The following is a 19,667-nucleotide window of genomic DNA, read 5'->3' as shown; positions in this document are numbered from 1 at the left end:
ATGAGTCTGCGTCGTAAGAAATATGCCCTAAGTCTGTCCTTTGACAAGTATTTAAAACAATTGCTTTAGGGCAAAAAACTTTCAACACTTGCAAAATGGAAATAGAAGATTTCATGCGTTTGTCGTGTCGAATTTGGCTTTCTACAATCCCTATATAACCTCACGCGCATGCTAGCCGAGGTACCAACTGGGCTGATTGCTGACCGTTTTGACAAGAAAAACATTCTTGCTTTAGGGGCATCTTTAAATGCCATTTCATCATTCGGACTCTGGCTGACTGCTTATAGCCCATCTAACAATAGACTTCTGGTATTGGCACTACTCTTTATGCTAGATGCCCTTGCCAGTGTGTTTGCTAGCGGTGCTGACCAAGCGCTGCTATTTGAAGACGTGACCTCTCGCCACCATGATAAGTCCTATCTTCGTCTCATGAGCAATCTCCAAACCATAGCATTGATTGTCCTTGCCTGTGCAACTGCTCTTGGCGGTAGTCTATTTCAGCAGATTTATGCTCATGTTTTTGCCTTGCAGGCGCTTTGTTACACCCTATCAGGGATAGCAATGTCGAAGTTTAAGTCTCCTATCTCGACACAACCGAAATCGGCTAAACCTTCTATGACGGTCAGTTCTCAAATCCACCTAACCCTTCACACTCTTAAAAATCACCAGCTCATCTGCTTGCTCATTCTTACAATGACAGTTATCGAAGTCTATGTCAATGCCCTTGTCACTTTTGGACAAGGAGCCTTGGCAAGCCAAGGACTCTCTGAACGTGTGATTGCCAGTATTATCGGTGGGGTAACTTTTTGTGGCATCTTAGGCGCCTACCTTGCTCGATATTTCGACCAACTATCACCTCGACTCTTTTTTGGCATTGTAACAGGCATTTTTACTACCGCTGTCCTTCTCTTTTCTGGGCACCAAGCCGTCCTAATGGTTTTGGGCTTCATCCTAGCGAAATCTCTTGATAGACCTAGCTTTCCCATATATCAGCTCTGCCATTAACCATAACAGTGACAATACTGTCCGCTCAACCATTTTATCAGTTTATAGCAGCCTCGTTGGTGGGCTATCCCTACTGCTCTATCCAGCACTTGGTTTTCTCATGGACGCTTTTTCCTACCAAACCGCCTTTCTGATTAGCGGAGGGATGATTGCCCTAGTGTTGCTTTACTGTTGCTGCAAGACACCACGGCGCTCTGAAGCTCATCGTTCTTAGCCACTTTCATATCGTAAAACAGTAGTGAGACAGCCATCCCACTACTGTTTTATCTATTTCATTACTCAATAATTTGCTCCGTCCGGTCATGCCCTAACACTTCCTTGAGCTTGTTTTCTTGCTCTTCGAAGGAAGCATAAGCGTTACCCTCACGGTCTTTCGTGACGAGTTGCCCATCGTCGGTCAAGTCACCTGACACATCAGCACCTTGATACAGCAACTCTTGGTACCCTTTATCTGTCAATTCATAGACAATGGTTGCCACTTCACCTTCAGTTGCTTTATCCACAACCAATCGGTTATTATCATAGAACTGGAAAAAGAGATCAGCGTCCGCACCCCTAACGTCTTTAAGCAAATCAACCAGTTTCCCATCTTGGTCTCTAAAGGCACCGAGATAGAGGGTTAAGGTCTCAGTACCAGCCTGAACCTTGGTACCAAGCAGGAGTTCATCTGTTCCATTCTTATCTAAATCAATTGTCTTATGGGAAACATCTGCCTCACCACCAGAGAAGCGGTTGATTAGGTCAACAATTTGTTTATCCACAAGTGGGTAATCTTTTTCGTTAAAAGCATCAGCCTTAGCAGCCTTTTCATACTGGCTCACTAAATCATCATAAGATGCCGGTTTCGCTTCTGTACCAGATTTGTTGCTACATGCGGTTAGAAAAAGCACAGCTGCTAAGAGATAGATGGATTTCTTCATGTCAAACTCCTTTGAAAGCCTTTTCTTTTATAGTAACAAAAAGAAAGATAGGAGGCAAATGATATCCTGAAAAAGAAGGCACAGGTCTTCTTCATGACAAAAAGGATTAGTATCGCTAGCTAATCCTTCAATCATTTTTAGAAATATTGACTGCTCTTACAGACCTTGTTCTCTCAATGCGTCTGCAAGTTTGGCAAAGTCTGCAATGGTCAAGGCTTCTCCTCGGACACTTGGTGTCAGCCCTGCCATTTCCAAAGCCTGCTCGAGTTTTGGTTTGACATCTTCAGACTTGCCAAAGCGGTTGGTCAAGTTGTTCCACAGGGTTTTGCGTCGGTGCACAAAGCTGGCTTTGGCCACATCGAAAAGGAAATCCTCGTCTTGAACCTCTACCAGAGGCTGGTCACGGCGTACCATTTTCAGGATGGCGCTATCCACATTCGGTGCTGGCACAAAGACCGTTCGAGGCACGATAAAGGCCACTTTCGCCGTCATGTAATACTGCACCGCAATGGACAAGCTGCCGTATGCCTTGGTGTTTGGCTCCGCTGAAATGCGGTCTGCTACCTCTTTTTGCATCATGACCACAAACTCTTGGAAAGGAATCTTGCTCTCAATCAAGTGCATCAAAATCGGTGTCGTGATGTAATAAGGAAGATTTGCGACCACCTTGATTGGCAGGTCAGGATTTTTGAAGTTTTGAATCTGCGTCTGCAAATCCGACTTCAAAATGTCCTGATTGATAACCTGCACATTGTCAAAATCACGCAGAGTGTCCGCCAAAATCGGAATGAGGCGGTCATCAATCTCAAAAGCCATGACCTCAGCGGCATTCTCCGCCAAAAACTCGGTCAAAGCGCCGATACCAGGCCCAATTTCAATAACATTGACGTTTTTGTCAATCTCAGCCGTATCAACAATCTTCTGTAAAATATTCGTGTCCGTCAAAAAGTTCTGACCAAACGACTTTTTAAATGTAAACCCGTGACGCTCAAGGACAGCCTTGGTCACGCTATAATCTGCAATTCTCATGTGTGATTCTATTTCCTATAGTCTAAAATATTATTTCTTATTCCGTCTAACAAAGGTATGTACTCTGTAAAATCAAACTGTTCATAATTTTTCAAAACATACTTAGAAAAGATTTCTTTATGATTTTTTACATCTTCTAATCTTTTGTAGTTTATTTTCTTTATATTAAAAAAAGTTTGTATTGCTAGCTTGTTTGTGGATATTAATAAATCTTCAACATCTGAGGAATTTCCATTATTTAAATTACTTACCAATGGAGTAGCCATTAGATAAAGACTTTCTTTTTTACTAATGCGATTAAAAGAGGGGCCCCTCACAGTATTCAAATTATTTGTATCAATTTGCAAATCTTTAGCATAATTCACAAATTGATACAGGGGATTCCCAAAAGGTTCATTGTCAAATAAAAATATCGTTGGATTATTAGCTTTTTCTGATGTAAACTTTCGAAAAAAATCTATATAATTAGGGTATAAAAGCTGCTCCTCATTTGACAAATGAAATTTTTCTTTATTCGAAAAGTAATTATACCAAAACATAAAACCAGAACCACCCTCCGGAACATTAAATAAGTACTCTATTATATTACTATGCTTTAAAAAATCTATTTTAAAAACAAACCTATTATCAACCTTTTCAATCAATTCAGGGTAGTACAAATAAAGTTTTTTTAGTGCAGCTTTTATATATCTTGGATCTGTTTTTCCTTCTGTTACTATAATAGGTTTATCATTTCCGTAAAAATTTTTGTAGAAAAGAAACTTTTTATATTCCTTTTCTTTGGAATCAAATAAAGCCATATAATTTTTCTTTTCTTCTTTGCTAATAGCATAAAATTCGTCTGGAAGATTATATGTTTTATGTTTCTCATTATAGAATAACTCTCTCCTCAAATCCCTATTATAAATTATATATTTCCAATAAAACTTAGATTCCGACTTTTTATTCGTCCCCTGACCTAATAAATTTTTTTGATATTCTAAGTTATTGTCAATCAAAGATTTTTTATAGAAAAGATAGTTATTGTATTGCGTAGCTTGAAAAATAAATGAAAAACGACCGCTAAGTTGTTCTAACGTTCCTGACTTACCATCAATTTCAAACTCTCCATCCTTATATAATTTATATGCCATCGCTTTAGTATTTTTAAAATAATCACGTTTTACATTTATTTTTTTATTAACAACTATCCCTGTTACTTCTTGCCTCTGATAACTATTGCTGATTCGTGTTTTAGATGGATTAATATTAAATCCAGAAGTGGTAATAATTTTTTCTAATTCAACTAGAAACTCATTAAATTCTTTTTCCGCACGCAATTTATTCGATAATAAATTACGATTAGTAGAAAAAGTTAAATCATCAGCATACCTTGTGTAAGTAAACCGATATTTTTTCGCGAGCTTCACAATCCTATAATCAAGTATTCGAGCTATCAAATTAGTAATGATTGGAGACGATGGTGCTCCTTGTGGCAACTTCCCTTGATAGCAAGCAATCTGCGCCATCACTGTCGCAACATCAGAACTAACTTTGAAATCCCTATCTTTAATAAAAAAGCCTCTTACACGACCAAAATTAAAACAATCAAAATAACTTTCTAAATCTACATTGATAATATATTTTTTATTTCTATGTTGCTGAGCATTCGTAATAATATTTTTATTTTTCTCAAATCCATGGGAGATAGAAGGAATTTTTATCCCCCTATCCCTAGATTTAGTTTCTAAAATTTCTAAGTATCTATTCCATAGTAAGTTAGCTAATTTTCTTTGTACTATCTTTAGTTCTTTTAATGGAGCGTTTATAATTCTTTCGTCACCGTTCTTCTTAGGAATGGAAAAAGTACGATATAAATTATCTACACCTACCTTATATAGCAAATAATTGAGGTACCGAGAATCTCTATAACCCAAGTTTTTTGCTAAGTCATCTTTCGTTTTTAAATTCACATAATCACTCATATTTACTCCATTGCAAATAAAAAAAGCGTATGATAACTCTTACGCGAACGACAGTATAGAATATTACCAAATTACTTAGCTTTCCTTAACCAGTCATTTCACTTCGATTTTCACTCAGCAGATAACTTTAATTCTCTCAAAGAATATACTGGAGTGAGCTAACTTTCAGCTAACATTAATGTTAATACTTGCGATCACACAAGTCAAAAATCTAATCATACGCAGTAGTATTGTATCACAGATACTATTTTTTATCTAGTTATATTGTAATTAATTATTTTCCACGAATATTAAGATAGAAAAGTTCTTCAAGCTCAAATAGTCAGGGAAGTGACTATTTGAGCTTGGAAATAAAGAAATCGAAGCTTTCCATCTTCTAAAATCTATTTTAGGAGGTGGTGCCTATGACACATACTTCCTTGGAAAGGTAACCGTCATGTCAGTTTATGAGGCGTTATCGCTGATGATAAACTCTGGCATTCTTTTACTTGGGTTATTGACTTATATTAGTAAGAAAAAATAAAACAGTAAAACCGCTCTTCACAACTTTGACACCGAAGTAGCGGTTTTTACTGTTCTTCATCCGTCCCGTCTTTAAAACGGTCCTACAGAGGGAAGTTGAGTTGGCGCTCAACTCCTTTTCTGTTTTCAGTATATGATAATTAACCGTCTTTGTCAAATCCTATCAGTTTCGCAGTAGCTTTACATCTCACTCAAATGAGTCACCACACTTAGCTTTCTCATGGTCGCTACAATGCCCAGCTTCTTTTCTAAAAAGTTCGTATTTAGTTTTTTCTTCTTGGCATCACGTGGTAAATACATGTAAAGGCATTGACTACCTGCATAAAGTTCTTCATCGCCAAAATCTTGGTTCAGAAGCTCTGCTATTTTCTCCAAAGAAAAAGTATCGTTGGTGAAAACAAGGTGAATACGTGAAAAATCATAGGTCTCATCAAAAGGATTTTCCTGCGCAGCCGTTGCCAGCTGTTCAGGATTTTTGACAATCACCGACAAATCCGCACCAATCTTGTCTTTAATAGTATCGTGAATCCGTTGACTTAGCTCAGTATCCGACAATTTTGACTCGCAACAAATGTTCCCACTTTGAATATAGGTTTTAACTTTCTCCAGTCCCACCGCTTCCAAAATCTCAACGAGATAAGCCATTTTAGGAATGCGATTCTGCCCAACGGGAGTAACACCACGAAGGAGGGCTACACGTTTCATTTATACTCCCCCATCACTTCTTCAACTTCTGCCAAGGTGATGCCAAACAATTCCAACCGTTTGAGGAGTTGTTTGCCATTGCTGTAGCCGATTCTCAATTTTTCGCCCAGGTATTCACGGCGTTTGCGGCTGTCACCACCCATAAGGAGACCAAGACGCATGAGGTCAGATTTGGTGATGTCGAATTGGTTATCGTCGTCAAACTGTTGGGTGACGGTTGCTAGCGCTTTTTGCAAATCTTCAAAGCTTGCATGCTCCACACCGAGTGAGCGTCCCTTAGTCTTGGACTTGGGAGCTGCTTCATCACGGTTCAGAAAGGCATGACGAACATTTGGAATAGCATTCACGATGATCCGACGAATACGCTCGCCATTATAGTCTGGGTCAGTAAAGACGATGACACCTCGAAGCTCATGGAGGCGCTCAATCCGTTCCAAATCTTCATCTGTGATAGCAGAGCCTCGTGTTTCATAGGTATCCACATCGTAAAATCGGCGGAGATTGGCTGTGTCGTCCTTGCCTTCGACGACGATGACTTCTTGTATTTTTAGTTTTTCTGTCATATTATTTTTTCTTTTTGAACAGCTACTTAGGTGGTTTGGTCGGTAGCAGCCAGCAAGCTGTCTCATACCTAATTGTCGAGCCTAAAGTCTCGCCAATCCCCCCGACTAATAGCTAGGCTATTAGTCTTATAACCACGATGTAGCTGTTCGGAATAGGCTCACTTCGCTCGCCTCTACTCCTCTAATCTAAATAACTTCTTAGCATTTGCTGTTGTTGCTGCTGCGACTTCTTCTACGGTCATATGGCGTAATTCAGCGATTTTCTCGACAACGTAGCGGGTGTAGGCGGTTTTGTTTTCCTTGCCCCGTTTTGGGACTGGCGCTAGATATGGTGCATCCGTCTCTACGAGAATTTTGTCTAGGGGCAATTGCTGCGCTGCTTTCTGGATATCAGTAGCTTTCTTAAAGGTTACCACTCCTGAAAATGAAATCATCATACCAAGCGCCATAAAACGCTCTGCCATTTCCAAAGAGCCAGAGAAAGAATGCATGATGCCACCACGCGGCCCTACACCAACCTCTGCCAAGACAGCATAGGTGTCTTCTATGGCATCACGCGTGTGAATCACAATGGGCAAATCCAGCTGTTTAGCGAGCTCAATCTGGCGTTTGAAAACCGCAATCTGAACCTCTTTTGGATCCTCCATCCAGTAATAATCAAGCCCAATCTCACCAAGGGCAATCACTTTAGGGTGTTTGAGCTTTTCAAGGAGGTAGGCCTCCACTTCGTTATCATAAGAACCTGCCTCTGTCGGGTGCCAACCAAGTGTCAGGTAAATCTCTTGATGGGCATCTGCCAGCTCAATGGCACGGTCAATGGTCTTGTGGTCAAAACCAACCACATTGTGAACCGTCACGCCCATTTCTTTAGCTAGAGCCAATTCCTCTGCTACGGTATCGGTAAAATTGTCCACGTTCAAGTGGGTATGCGTATCGAAAATGTTCATATCCTTATTATAGCAAAATTAAGTGCAACAAACTAGTTATATCCCACACCAAATCCCAAGGCAACTCGCCCAAGTTATGCTATAATATTCCTATGGAAAACAAGAATAACTTATTACTTATTGACGGCTCTTCTGTGGCCTTTAGAGCCTTTTTTGCCCTCTATAATCAGATTGACCGCTTCAAAAATGCCAGCGGTCTTCACACCAACGCTATCTACGGCTTCCACCTCATGCTGGATCATCTGATTGAGCGCGTGCAACCGACCCACATCCTCGTGGCATTTGATGCTGGCAAAACCACCTTCCGTACGGAAATGTTCGCCGACTACAAGGCTGGTCGTGCTAAAACGCCTGAGGAATTCCGTGAGCAGTTCCCTTATATCCGTGAGATGCTGGCAGCACGTGGCATTGCCTTTTATGACCTAGCACAGTACGAAGCTGACGATATCATTGGGACTTTGGCAAAAATGGCAGAGCAGGACAGTCAGCCCTTTGATATTACTGTTGTTTCAGGAGATAAAGATTTAATCCAACTGGCAGATGACAATACCGTCGTTGAAATTTCTAAAAAAGGGGTTGCTGAATTCGAAGCCTTTACCCCTGCTTACCTCATGGAAAAAATGGGAATCACCCCTGCTCAATTCATCGACCTCAAAGCCCTCATGGGAGATAATTCTGATAATATCCCCGGGGTCACTAAAATCGGTGAAAAAACAGGTCTCAAGCTCCTTCATGAATACGGTAGCCTAGAAGGCATTTACGAGAATATTGACAGCATGAAGGCCTCTAAGATGAAAGAAAACCTCATCAACGATAAAGAGCAAGCCTTCCTGTCTAAAACCCTCGCTACCATCAATACTCAATCTCCAATTACTGTCAGCTTAGAAGAAACGCGCTTCCAAGGCCCAAACATTGAAACCCTAGCTAAGTTCTACGACGAGATGGGCTTTATTCAGTTCAAAAATAGTCTCTCTGGCCAAGAGGTACCAACCTTCGAGGTTTCCTACACCGAGCCGACAGCAATCACTGAAGACCTGTTTACCGACGAAGACTTCTTCTACTTTGAAATCCTCAACGATAACTACCATGTGGAACCACTTATCGGTTTTGCTTGGGGCAATAGCAAAGCTGTCTATGCCTCAACGGATACCAACCTGTTGACTACGCCTCTCTTTAAAGAGCGTTTGCTTCAACCTATCCAGACCTATGATTTCAAACGTGCTAAAGTCTTACTCAGCCACTTAGGCACTGACTTAGCAGAGACTAGCTTTGATAGTCGCCTAGCTAAATATTTGCTATCAACCGTTGAAGACAATGAACTGTCAACCATCGCCCGTCTTTACACAGCTCTGCCCCTAGAAACAGATGAAGCTGTCTATGGCAAGGGAGCCAAGCGTGCCATCCCAGAAAAAGATACCCTGCTCAGCCATTTAGCCAAAAAAATAAAAGTCTTAATAGACTCTAAACCAATCATGCTGGAAAAATTAGCTGAGCACGACCAGTCACAACTCCTCTTTGACATGGAATTGCCACTAGCTAATGTCCTTGCTAAAATGGAAATCGCAGGTATCACCGTGAAAAGCGGAACCCTTGCAGAAATGGCAATCGAAAATCAGCTGGTCATCGACCGACTCACCGAAGATATCTACGAGATGGCTGGCGAAACATTTAATATCAATTCACCGAAACAGCTGGGTGAAATTCTCTTTGAGAAAATGGGATTGCCAGTTGAAATGACGAAGAAAACCAAAACGGGTTACTCAACCGCTGTGGATGTCCTTGAACGCCTTGCACCAATTGCACCGATTGTAGCCAAAATTCTTGATTACCGCCAAATCACTAAGTTGCAGTCAACCTACCTGATTGGCCTTCAAGATTACATCCTCGAAGATGGCAAAATCCACACGCGCTACGTTCAAGACTTAACACAGACCGGGCGCCTATCTTCTTCTGACCCTAACCTGCAAAATATCCCTGTTCGACTCGAGCAAGGGCGCCTCATCCGCCGTGCCTTTGTCCCATCTATGGAAAATGCAGTGCTCCTCAGCTCAGACTATTCTCAAATCGAGCTACGTGTCCTAGCCCACATTTCACAAGACGAGCACCTCATCGCAGCCTTTAAAGACGGCGCAGACATTCACACCTCAACGGCAATGCGTGTCTTTGGTATCGAGAAACCAGAAGATGTTACTGCAAATGATCGTAGAAACGCCAAGGCCGTTAACTTTGGTATCGTCTATGGTATTTCAGACTTTGGGCTCTCAAATAACCTAGGCATCACGCGCAAAAAAGCCAAAGAATATATTGACACCTACTTTGAACGCTACCCTGGCATCAAAAATTACATGGAAACCGTTGTCCGTGAAGCTAGAGACAAAGGCTACGTGGAAACGCTATTCAAACGCCGCCGTGAACTTCCAGATATCAATTCCCGCAATTTCAACGTCCGTAACTTCGCAGAACGTACCGCCATCAACTCCCCAATCCAAGGGTCCGCCGCTGATATTCTCAAAATCGCTATGATCAACTTGGATAAAGCACTCATAGAAGGACAATTCAAGGCGAAAATGCTTCTCCAAGTGCACGATGAGATTGTTCTTGAAGTTCCTGAAACAGAACTCGAAGCCGTCCAAAAATTGGTCCAAACAACCATGGAAACTGCTGTTGAGATGACAGTTCCCCTCTTAGTTGATGGCAGCTACGGACAAACTTGGTATGAAGCAAAATAAGGCTTGAAAATTCACCAATTTTTAATGTTGCCTTAATGTTATCTTAAGAATCATGGCCTATAATGTACTTATCCTAAATAATTTTCTTTTTCATATTAATCTCCTTGAGCAGGTTGACCTTGTCAGCCTGTTTTTTCTATAACATTAGAAAACAAAGCAACCCGACTCCTCTTTAATATAGGAATCAGGTTGCTTCACTTATTTTGTTAATTTACTTTTTTAATGTTATTGCGCAGTACGATTCTAATCTTAAGTGATACCAAAATCATAGTGCCATTATATTCAGCACTCTCTAGCTTATTATATGACATTAGTCAAGTCAGTAAACATAAAAGTTAAAAATTATACCATTAAAACCATAATCTTATTTCAGTTGTAATCCACTCCATACCTGCAAAAAGATAACCTAACATAGTGTCCCAAAAACCAGCTCCGGGACCAAAGCCAACAACAGCATCCGCACTCACTGAATGTGTTGCTACGAAAAGCATTGCAGCTATAAGCCCTGCCCCTACTAACCATTTAACTGTTCTTGTTTTAGTCATAATCTTTCCTCCATGTTTCCTAAATAATATTTGAATAAAGCATAAGTGTTTCAAACAAACTTATTATAAGGAGATAGCATTTAAAAATCAATAGACGTTTTAAATCAATAGGTAATCCTAAGATTGTCTTAACATTATCTTTACAAACTTAATGTTATCTAAATAATTGAAACTATAACTCATTCTCTGATATTCCTCTCAGCTCAGTAGCACTCAAAAAATCAACAGCACTGAGTATGCTATCAGGTCGATTTCTCACACATGAAACCTCTTTCAATTTATGATATACTAGACAAAAAGGAGGTTCTTATGACTTATTCATTTCAAAACCCTGACGATGCAACCATCAAAACCTATCTCAAAAACAGCAAAACCATTGCCATCGTTGGCCTTTCTAACCGTGAAGAAACCGCCGCCTACCGCGTTGCTGCCTACCTCAAAAAGGCGGGCTATACCATCATCCCAGTCAACCCCAAATTAGCAGGAGCAACAGTTTTAGGAGAAAAAGCGTACGCATCGCTACAAGACGTCCCAGTCCACATCGACATCGTAGACGTTTTCAGACGTAGCGAGTTTCTTCCTGACGTTGCCAAAGATTTTCTTAACACCGACGCCGATATCTTCTGGGCACAATTAGGCTTAGAAAACCAAGAAGCCGAAACCCTCCTGCGATCAGCAGGACGTCATCATATTGTCATGAATCGTTGTATTAAAATCGACCATGCAGAGTTAGGGGTGAATTCCCTTTAACACATATTATTTGACAAAAAATAAATAGTAGATAAACTATCCCCCACACATAACAAAAAAGAGGTTGAAATCAATCAGCCTCTTTTGATATTATGCTATCAGATTGCTATATTGGAACCAGATAATAGTTCTCTTAAAATCACCGCTTCTTGATGATGTATCCTAAGCCATTTTTCAGTTTTTGTGTCTTTTTCCCAATCAAAACAACACCCCCAGCAATGCTGGGGGCTTGAGGTTTTTAGTCACCGTTTTTATTGTTTTGTCCTGTGAATAATCCAATAACACCGATACTGTGGTTCCAGCTAACAGGGAACCAGCAATCGTGTGCCCGCTATAAATCAAGAATGTTCCACTGGTTATAATCACTAACGCTACGATAAATCCTAAGACTTGTCCCAAATAGTGAGAAAAGGCATTTCCTTTTAAATACCGCTCCTCCATGTTGCGTTTATGTTCTGATTCAGCAATTCCATTTTCTATTATTCATTTTGCTGCATCTGGATATAAAGTATTATATCCTTTTAGAAAATCTGGATGAGGTAAATCCCCTTGGTATATTTCAAGTCTCTCTAAAACAACTTGTCTCTCTTCTTTTGGTAATTTCTCAACACTATCAACAAGCACATCTATATCAAGTTCTTGAACGTCATTATTTTGCTTTTCTAAATGCGACAGCCTCTTTCTTAATCTCTTTTACAGATTTAGAATAATCTAGCCGAACCTTTTGTCCTGAGGTTAATTTTTCTAAATTGATTTTCGGTATATCTTGAACTTGAAAAAACGTCGGAAAAATCATAGAAGTCATGCCTAAAATAACAGATTTAAAATATTCTGGTTTCTTGTAATGCTGATACATAACACATCCTCTATTTCTGTTTAGTAATCATCTATTGATATAACAGTCACAACGTCGCATGCAGAATACATGTCTCTGTCATCATAGACTGCCAAAGTTAAACAAGATAACACGAATAAGCGTGTATCTTCAATAAATATTGTTTCATAAAGTTAACGAACCTGTTAAGGATTTAGTTGAAATTTTCTCCCCATCAGCAACCGCTGAGGCTTCTTATTACAATCATCAGATAAGAGCTTGGACAGCAAATTTCATGCTAACTTTTTGAAAGTTCCTTAATTTTGGGAGAATAGACCCATTTCTTTGCATCTTTGTGTGCTAAATAGAAATATCTTCAACAACGCCTTTCCTGAAAAAACAACCTGCCTCCCGTGGAGATAGGAGGCAGGTTATCATGGTCAGTATGAATAGAAATATCTATTAGTCTTTTCGTTTAATAATGCTAATTTAAGTCGGTTGATGCAAAAGATTTAAGATTGTAGTTGGTATCGTTAACCCAAAATCAAGCCTAGTATTGGATCCGCTATCGTATCTTTAATCCAATCTAAGACAAACCAAACAGTATCCCACCATGATTTTTCTGGTTGAGATGATTTGATGTCAAGTATCAAATAATCGCCCCCTACTGAACCAAGGCCTTCAACTGAATCTTGTGACTACTGGCGCTCCAAGCATCGTAACCATAACCCCAGCACACAACAACGTTTTTAGTGTTTTCATTTTAGTCATAACAATCCTCTCCATTTTTTTGAAATAACGACTCAAAATAAACTTTAAGTATTTGGAATTATCACCAATTATAGAGAAATAATCTTGTAAAATCAAGAGACTTTTGAAATCCATAGGTAATTAAAAGGTTATCTTAACAATCAATTTATAAACCTAATTACCATTTAATAATCTTATGCCAAAATTAATGTTTATCACTAAAAAATAGAAAATATCTTTGAATAATGTTATTTAAGTCGGTCGGTTAAAAAGAAATAAATCTAGTTTTTAGTTGGAAAAATTATTAAAACCAACCATTGAACAAAGATGACGGAGTCCACCATGATGAAGGATATCTCCAAGAATATGGGTTCCACCATGAATATTCGGTTTCTGGTCTAGTTACTCTATAATTTCCCGCTTGCCCATTTCCACTAACATCATAATCCAATATAGAACCATCACCCCTATTGAAAGTAACTGAAAATGCTCCTTCTTCTGACGCTTTTACACTCACTGGAGTTGTTGCTGCCATAAGTCCTGCGCCTACTAAAGATTTCATTGTTTTGGTTTTAGCCATAAAAATTTCCTCCATTTTTTAAATAATGATTTAAAATAAGGCCTATATTTCAAACTAAACCAGTTATAGAGAAATCAAATTTGAAAATCAAGGGATTTTTGAAATCTATAGGTAATTAAAAGGTTATCTTAATCCTATCTTTATAGACTTAAGATTCGCTTTTTAATACCGTTATTTTCTTAATGGAATACTAATGTTCGTTTAATATTTCGCTCCCCTAACCTTCCCCACAACACCAAAAACTGTCACAGTTTTCTCCCTCAAAAAAATCTATGAGGTCATAAAAGAGTTAGCTACCATTTGACACCAACTCCACAACATGTTACTCACAACAATAGCAACCATTGACAGCATCACCTCACACGTTTCGTTACTCTTTTCATAACAAAGCAATAAGCTAGGGAAAATCAAGGCTCCGTTCTTATCTGAAAAAAGGCATCGAATGACATTTTTAAAACGTCACTCGATACCTTTTACTAAATAATAAAATTTTCTAAAACTAGTTACTTAATAACAATATTAACGAGTTTGTTTGGAACCGCAATGACTTTCACGACTTCCTTGCCTGCAATTTCAGCTTGAACTTTGTCGTTAGAAAGTGCTACTTTTTCCAATTCATCTTTTGAAAGGTCTTTAGCAACCACGAGTTTTGCTTTGACTTTTCCTTTGATTTGGACAACGATTTCCACATCGTTTTCAACCAACTTGCTTTCGTCATAGGTTGGCCAAGCCACATGTGAAATTGACTCACCTGTTGCGGTCAAGACTTGCCACAATTCTTCACCCAAATGTGGGGCAAATGGGGCAATCAACTGCACAAAGCCTTTGGCATACTCTGCGTAAAGCTTGTCTTCTTTGTTGGCCGCGTTGACAAAAATCATGAGCTGAGCAATGGCTGTATTGAATTTCATGCCTTCAATTTGCTCAGTGACTGCTTTAACCGTCTCATGGTAAACCTTATCAAGCGCTCCGCTATTTTCCGCCACAATCTCTTTAGTCGTAATCAAACGGTAAACGCGGTCAAGGAACTTGCGTGACCCTTCAAGCCCTTCTTCGCTCCAAGCGATTGAGGCATCAAGTGGTCCCATGAACATTTCATAGACACGAAGGGTGTCCGCACCGAATTGTTCCACAACATCATCTGGGTTAACGACATTTTTAAGGGATTTAGACATCTTAGCTGGTGCTTGTTCGAGCTCTTCACCTGTTTCGATGTGGAAGAAGCTACCATCACGTTTTTCAACCTTGTCAGTCGCCACAAGCGCACCGCGGTGGTCACGGTAGCTAGTTCCCAAAATCATCCCTTGGTTAAAGAGTTTTTGGAATGGCTCTTTGGTTGGCACGACACCGAGGTCATAAAGCACCTTGTGCCAGAAGCGTGCATAAAGCAAGTGAAGCACGGCGTGTTCTGCACCACCGACGTAAATGTCAACTGGTAACCATTGTTTGAGAAGCTCTTCATCAGCCAATTTCTCATCGTTGTGCGGGTCAATGTAGCGAAGGTAGTACCAGCTTGAACCAGCCCATTGTGGCATGGTGTTGGTCTCACGACGACCTTTGACACCGTCCTCACGAACAACTTCCAACCAGTCTGTCAAGTTAGCAAGCGGTGACTCACCAGTACCAGAAGGGCGAATATCTTTTGTTACTGGAAGAACAAGTGGCAATTCATTTTCTGGCACAGCCGTTGACGTCCCATCTTCCCAATGAATAATTGGGATTGGCTCACCCCAATAACGTTGACGGCTAAAGAGCCAGTCACGAAGACGGTAAGTCACTTTTTCGTTACCCACTTCATTTTCTTCTAACCAAGCGACCATCTTAGCAATAGCTTCTTCCTTGTTCAAGCCATCTAGGAAGTCTGAATTGATGTGAGCGCCATCTTCTGTATAAGCTGCTTCTTCAACATTACCACCTTCAAGAACTGGAATAATCTCAAGATTGAATTGTTTTGCAAACTCCCAGTCACGCTCATCATGAGCAGGTACCGCCATGATAGCACCCGTTCCGTAGCTAGCAAGCACATAGTCTGCAATCCAGATTGGCATTTCTTTACCGTTAACAGGGTTAACTGCATAAGCACCCGTCCACACACCGGTTTTTTCTTTGGCAAGGTCTGTGCGAGCAAGGTCTGATTTGAGACTGGCTTGGCGTTTGTACTCAGCAACTGCTTCTTTCTGTTCTGCCGTTGTAATGCTATCTACCAAAGCATGTTCTGGTGCTAAAACCGCATAAGTTGCACCGAAAAGCGTGTCAGGACGTGTTGTAAATACCGTAAAGTCTTTGTCGGTATCTTTAACGTTAAACGTTACGTTCGCACCTGTTGATTTGCCAATCCAGTTGCGTTGCATGTCTTTAATAGACTCTGGCCAATCGACTTCTTCCAAATCTTCAAGAAGGCGCTCTGCGTAAGCCGTGATTTTCAGCATCCATTGACGCATCGGTTTGCGGACAACAGGGTAGCCACCACGTTCAGACGTTCCATCAGGCAACACTTCTTCATTGGCAATGGCAGTACCAAGCTCTTCTACCCAGTTTACTGGCACTTCTGCTTCATAGGCTAAGCCTTTTTCATACAATTTTGTGAAAATCCATTGGGTCCACTTGTAGTAGTTTGGATCCGTCGTATTGATTTCACGATCCCAATCGTATGAGAAACCAAGCGCATTGATTTGACGTTTGAAGTTGGCAATGTTTTCCGCTGTAAATTCAGCTGGGTCATTACCAGTATCCATCGCGTATTGCTCCGCAGGAAGACCAAACGCATCCCAACCCATTGGGTGAAGGACATTGTAGCCCTGCGCACGCTTGAAACGACTCAAAATATCAGTCGCTGTATAACCTTCTGGGTGACCAACGTGAAGCCCAGCACCAGATGGGTAAGGGAACATGTCAAGCGCATAAAACTTAGGCTTTGACGCATCCGTCCCTGTCTTAAAAGTATGGTTGTCCGCCCAGTGTTTTTGCCACTTAGGCTCGATTTCTTTGTGGTTATAAAATGTCATAAGACCCACTCCCTAAATATCAATTATAGTATCTTTCATTATACCACGAAAAAGAGAAAGAAAAAAGGCTGAAATCACAAGGATTTCACGCCTTTTTACATTATCCATCATTAACGCATGTGACAGTTCTTGTATTTTTTACCTGAACCACATGGGCACTTATCGTTGCGGTCAAGATTAGAAAAATCAAGAGTTGCTTCTTCTTCAATAGCACCTGGTGTCTGAGCGGCAATATTAGCTGTCGCAGATGTGTGTGAAGCTGCTGGAGCTTCTTCGCGTCTTTGCTCATGGATTTGTGCCTTCATCATGGTACGAGTGACATCAAACTCAATTGAACCAATCATATCTTGGAACATCTTGAAACCTTCAGATTGGTACTCAACAACAGGGTTATTCTGAGCATAACCACGCAAGCCAACAGCGCTACGCAATTGATCCAAGGCATTCATATGCTCAGTCCAGTGATTATCAACCACCATCAAAATCAACACTTTTTGGAACTCTTTGACAGCTTCTTCATCACGGAGCTTACTGATTTGACTATCATAATGTGCCATTGCTTTGTCAAATAGCAGAGCTTTGATGTCAGCATCTTTTTTACCTTCTAAGTCAGATAAAGTAATCTCTTCTTCTGGTAAAAGGCTCATCTGTGCAAAATTAAGGATTGCCTCCAAAGCTTCTTGACGATTATTAACACGCGCATGGGCGTCTACCGTACGATTAATCGTGCGTTTTATCATCGCCTTGATTTCAGGACCAAGGTCACGCTCTGCAGTGATAACATCATAACGTTCAGCATAGATAATTTCACGCTGCTCACGCATGACATCATCATATTGAAGGACCTGCTTACGTGTGTCATAGTTATTTCCTTCAACACGTTTTTGAGCTGATTCAACTTGACGAGTCAACATCTTAGATTCAATAACCGTATCATCTTCATCTAGACGCATTTTCTCAAAGAGAGCTTTAATACGATCAGAACCAAAACGGCGCATCAAATCGTCTTCAAATGAGAGGTAAAATTGAGATTCACCTGGATCACCTTGACGTCCAGAACGTCCACGAAGCTGATTATCAATACGACGGCTTTCATGGCGCTCCGTACCAATCACACAAAGACCACCAAGTTCACGAACACCTTCACCTAACTTGATATCCGTACCACGACCAGCCATGTTTGTCGCAATTGTAACGGCACCACGCTGACCTGCATTCATGATAATTTGAGCCTCTTTAGCATGGTTTTTCGCATTCAAAACTTCATGCGGTACACCAGCTTCAACCAAAAGCTTAGAAATTAAATCTGACGTTTCAACCGCAACAGTACCAACAAGCACTGGTTGCCCCTTTTCATGACGATGTTTAACATCCTCAACAACAGCTTTAAATTTTGCACGGAGAGTAGGGTAAAGTAAGTCTGAGTTGTCAATACGTTGAATAGGACGATTCGTTGGAATTGGAATAACGCGCATGTTATAAACTTCACGGAATTCCTCTTCCTCAGTCTTAGCCGTACCAGTCATACCAGCCAATTTCTTGTACATACGGAAGAAGTTTTGATATGTAATACTTGCGCTTGTCTTAGACTCATCTTGAATTGGCACATGCTCCTTAGCCTCAATCGCCTGGTGAAGACCATCTGAGAAACGACGCCCTTCCATCGTACGACCTGTAAATTGGTCTACAATTAAGATTTCTTGATTTGGACTAACCACATAATCAATATCTAACGTCATGATATAGTTAGCACGCAAAGCATTATCAATAAAGTGTGTCAAAGCAACATTTTCCAAATCATAAAGGTTATCGAGTTTGAAATAGCTTTCAACCTTATCAATACCTGCATCTGATAGACCAATTGTTTTTGTTGGTACATCAATAATGTAATCTTCCTCTGTTAACCCTTTAACACAGTGATCAGCTAAATCATATAACTTGCTAATCTCATTACTTTGAGCACCTGAGATAATCAATGGCGTACGTGCTTCATCAATAAGAACTGAGTCTACCTCATCGACCAAGGCATAATTCAACGGACGTTGTACCATAGCCTCTTTACGAGTAACCATATTATCACGTAAATAGTCAAATCCAACCTCTGAGTTGGTAGTATAAGTAATATCACAGTTATACGCTTCGCGTTTTTCTGCTGAAGATTTAGCTGCTAAGTTAATACCAACAGAAAGACCGAGCCAACTATAAAGTTCACCCATCTCTGTCGCATCACGTTCAGAAAGGTATTCATTGACGGTAACAACGTGAACTCCCTCACCTGATAAAGCATTAAGGTAAACAGGCATCGTTGCTGTCAAGGTTTTACCTTCACCAGTACGCATTTCAGGAACATCACCATGATGAAGAACAATTCCCCCCATGATTTGGACATGGTATGGGAATAGCCCCAAAACACGTTTTGCCCCTTCACGAACAACTGCGTAAGCTTCTGGTAACAAATCATCTAGTGTTTCACCAGCTTGGTAACGCGCTTTAAATTCAGGAGTCTTAGCTTGAAGCTCCTCATCTGAGAGAGCCGCCATTGCTGCTTCGTAGCTCTCAACTTTTTTTGCTAATTTATCTAATTTTCGTAATTCACCCTTATCATTTTCGATAAGTGTACGTAACATATTTGCCATTCTGTTTCCTTTCGAAAGACTTATCATGTCATTTTACCATGAATTAGCAATTTATTCAAGAATCCAAGCGAATGAGCACGACAAACGCATGAAGAAAATATGGCTTACAGAAAAGACTTTCATGGATGAATTCAAAATCCTTCGCTATAATAAAAGTGGAGGATTTTGTTATGGAAGACCTTTTAAATTTCTTGATTACTGTT

The 19,667-nt window shown here is 40.3% G+C and carries 17 protein-coding genes; 5 read left to right on the top strand and 12 right to left on the bottom strand.

Annotation, left to right across the window (positions count from 1 at the left end):
- The first annotated feature begins 108 nt into the window (after window positions 1-108).
- The gene (locus EAF07_RS09660) at window positions 109-1,005 is read left to right on the top strand and encodes an MFS transporter (protein ID WP_121836354.1); all 897 of its coding nucleotides are present in this window, start codon (window positions 109-111) and stop codon (window positions 1,003-1,005) included.
- Entirely contained in the window at window positions 965-1,219 is a 255-nt protein-coding gene (locus EAF07_RS10550; RefSeq protein ID WP_142925603.1) for a hypothetical protein, read from the top strand. Before EAF07_RS09660 ends, EAF07_RS10550 begins: the two co-directional genes overlap by 41 nt.
- A 61-nt stretch (window positions 1,220-1,280) precedes the next feature.
- Here the strand turns inward: EAF07_RS10550 and EAF07_RS09655 are convergent, their stop codons facing one another.
- From EAF07_RS09655 to EAF07_RS09645, 3 genes are all read right to left on the bottom strand, one after another.
- A complete protein-coding gene (locus tag EAF07_RS09655) occupies window positions 1,281-1,925 on the bottom strand; it encodes an outer membrane protein assembly factor BamD (protein WP_121836353.1) in 645 nt (214 codons plus the stop codon).
- Window positions 1,926-2,081: 156 nt separating this feature from the next.
- Complete coding sequence (gene rsmA, locus EAF07_RS09650; RefSeq protein ID WP_121836352.1) at window positions 2,082-2,954, bottom strand: 16S rRNA (adenine(1518)-N(6)/adenine(1519)-N(6))-dimethyltransferase RsmA; 873 nt, start codon at window positions 2,952-2,954, stop codon at window positions 2,082-2,084.
- Window positions 2,955-2,962: 8 nt separating this feature from the next.
- Window positions 2,963-4,918, bottom strand: a complete 1,956-nt coding sequence (locus EAF07_RS09645; protein WP_121836351.1) for a retron Ec67 family RNA-directed DNA polymerase/endonuclease — start codon at window positions 4,916-4,918, stop codon at window positions 2,963-2,965.
- 436 nt (window positions 4,919-5,354) lie between these two features.
- On the opposite strand from EAF07_RS09645, the gene EAF07_RS10680 reads away from it, so the two are divergent.
- Entirely contained in the window at window positions 5,355-5,441 is an 87-nt protein-coding gene (locus EAF07_RS10680) for a putative holin-like toxin (RefSeq protein WP_220702234.1), read from the top strand.
- Window positions 5,442-5,620: 179 nt separating this feature from the next.
- Here EAF07_RS10680 and EAF07_RS09640 read toward each other — a convergent pair whose 3' ends face one another.
- The 3 genes from EAF07_RS09640 to EAF07_RS09630 form a co-directional block, all read right to left on the bottom strand.
- Entirely contained in the window at window positions 5,621-6,145 is a 525-nt protein-coding gene (locus EAF07_RS09640) for a DUF1697 domain-containing protein (RefSeq protein WP_121836350.1), read from the bottom strand.
- A complete protein-coding gene (gene rnmV, locus EAF07_RS09635) occupies window positions 6,142-6,708 on the bottom strand; it encodes a ribonuclease M5 (protein WP_121836349.1) in 567 nt (188 codons plus the stop codon). Before rnmV ends, EAF07_RS09640 begins: the two co-directional genes overlap by 4 nt.
- A gap of 173 nt (window positions 6,709-6,881) precedes the next feature.
- Window positions 6,882-7,655, bottom strand: a complete 774-nt coding sequence (locus EAF07_RS09630; RefSeq protein ID WP_121836348.1) for a TatD family hydrolase — start codon at window positions 7,653-7,655, stop codon at window positions 6,882-6,884.
- Window positions 7,656-7,747: 92 nt separating this feature from the next.
- Here EAF07_RS09630 and polA point away from each other — a divergent pair, with 92 nt between their 5' ends.
- Window positions 7,748-10,384 (top strand): DNA polymerase I, encoded by a 2,637-nt coding sequence (gene polA, locus EAF07_RS09625; RefSeq protein WP_121836347.1) that lies wholly within the window; start codon window positions 7,748-7,750, stop codon window positions 10,382-10,384.
- Window positions 10,385-10,734: 350 nt separating this feature from the next.
- On the opposite strand, the gene EAF07_RS09620 is transcribed toward polA, so the two are convergent.
- On the bottom strand, window positions 10,735-10,929 hold the full coding sequence (locus tag EAF07_RS09620) for a hypothetical protein (protein WP_121836346.1): 195 nt from the start codon (window positions 10,927-10,929) through the stop codon (window positions 10,735-10,737).
- A gap of 309 nt (window positions 10,930-11,238) precedes the next feature.
- Here EAF07_RS09620 and EAF07_RS09615 point away from each other — a divergent pair, with 309 nt between their 5' ends.
- The gene (locus tag EAF07_RS09615) at window positions 11,239-11,679 is read left to right on the top strand and encodes a CoA-binding protein (RefSeq protein ID WP_121836345.1); all 441 of its coding nucleotides are present in this window, start codon (window positions 11,239-11,241) and stop codon (window positions 11,677-11,679) included.
- 198 nt (window positions 11,680-11,877) lie between these two features.
- On the opposite strand, the gene EAF07_RS10820 is transcribed toward EAF07_RS09615, so the two are convergent.
- From EAF07_RS10820 to secA, 5 genes are all read right to left on the bottom strand, one after another.
- Entirely contained in the window at window positions 11,878-12,120 is a 243-nt protein-coding gene (locus EAF07_RS10820; protein WP_245962724.1) for a hypothetical protein, read from the bottom strand.
- Between the two features lie 208 nt (window positions 12,121-12,328).
- Window positions 12,329-12,535, bottom strand: a complete 207-nt coding sequence (locus tag EAF07_RS09605) for a hypothetical protein (protein WP_121836344.1) — start codon at window positions 12,533-12,535, stop codon at window positions 12,329-12,331.
- 1,012 nt (window positions 12,536-13,547) lie between these two features.
- Complete coding sequence (locus EAF07_RS09600; protein ID WP_121836343.1) at window positions 13,548-13,823, bottom strand: hypothetical protein; 276 nt, start codon at window positions 13,821-13,823, stop codon at window positions 13,548-13,550.
- Between the two features lie 503 nt (window positions 13,824-14,326).
- The gene (gene leuS, locus EAF07_RS09595) at window positions 14,327-16,828 is read right to left on the bottom strand and encodes a leucine--tRNA ligase (RefSeq protein ID WP_121836342.1); all 2,502 of its coding nucleotides are present in this window, start codon (window positions 16,826-16,828) and stop codon (window positions 14,327-14,329) included.
- A 110-nt stretch (window positions 16,829-16,938) separates the two neighbouring features.
- On the bottom strand, window positions 16,939-19,464 hold the full coding sequence (gene secA / locus EAF07_RS09590; protein ID WP_121836341.1) for a preprotein translocase subunit SecA: 2,526 nt from the start codon (window positions 19,462-19,464) through the stop codon (window positions 16,939-16,941).
- Window positions 19,465-19,667 lie beyond the last annotated feature (203 nt).

This window comes from Streptococcus hillyeri (assembly GCF_003686955.1).
GTDB lineage: Bacteria > Bacillota > Bacilli > Lactobacillales > Streptococcaceae > Streptococcus > Streptococcus hillyeri.
This window is presented reverse-complemented; position numbering and strand designations above follow the sequence as displayed.

Bases quoted from the DNA above. Each gene is read 5' to 3' on its own strand.
- polA (WP_121836347.1), top strand. From the start codon at position 7,748: ATGGAAAACAAGAATAACTTATTACTTATTGACGGCTCTTCTGTGGCC.
- EAF07_RS09605 (WP_121836344.1), bottom strand. From the start codon at position 12,535: ATGTATCAGCATTACAAGAAACCAGAATATTTTAAATCTGTTATTTTA.
- EAF07_RS09645 (WP_121836351.1), bottom strand. From the start codon at position 4,918: ATGAGTGATTATGTGAATTTAAAAACGAAAGATGACTTAGCAAAAAAC.
- EAF07_RS09620 (WP_121836346.1), bottom strand. From the start codon at position 10,929: ATGACTAAAACAAGAACAGTTAAATGGTTAGTAGGGGCAGGGCTTATA.
- EAF07_RS09600 (WP_121836343.1), bottom strand. From the start codon at position 13,823: ATGGCTAAAACCAAAACAATGAAATCTTTAGTAGGCGCAGGACTTATG.
- EAF07_RS09615 (WP_121836345.1), top strand. From the start codon at position 11,239: ATGACTTATTCATTTCAAAACCCTGACGATGCAACCATCAAAACCTAT.
- leuS (WP_121836342.1), bottom strand. From the start codon at position 16,828: ATGACATTTTATAACCACAAAGAAATCGAGCCTAAGTGGCAAAAACAC.
- EAF07_RS10680 (WP_220702234.1), top strand. From the start codon at position 5,355: ATGTCAGTTTATGAGGCGTTATCGCTGATGATAAACTCTGGCATTCTT.
- secA (WP_121836341.1), bottom strand. From the start codon at position 19,464: ATGGCAAATATGTTACGTACACTTATCGAAAATGATAAGGGTGAATTA.
- EAF07_RS09630 (WP_121836348.1), bottom strand. From the start codon at position 7,655: ATGAACATTTTCGATACGCATACCCACTTGAACGTGGACAATTTTACC.
- EAF07_RS09640 (WP_121836350.1), bottom strand. From the start codon at position 6,145: ATGAAACGTGTAGCCCTCCTTCGTGGTGTTACTCCCGTTGGGCAGAAT.
- EAF07_RS10820 (WP_245962724.1), bottom strand. From the start codon at position 12,120: ATGGAGGAGCGGTATTTAAAAGGAAATGCCTTTTCTCACTATTTGGGA.
- rnmV (WP_121836349.1), bottom strand. From the start codon at position 6,708: ATGACAGAAAAACTAAAAATACAAGAAGTCATCGTCGTCGAAGGCAAG.
- rsmA (WP_121836352.1), bottom strand. From the start codon at position 2,954: ATGAGAATTGCAGATTATAGCGTGACCAAGGCTGTCCTTGAGCGTCAC.
- EAF07_RS09655 (WP_121836353.1), bottom strand. From the start codon at position 1,925: ATGAAGAAATCCATCTATCTCTTAGCAGCTGTGCTTTTTCTAACCGCA.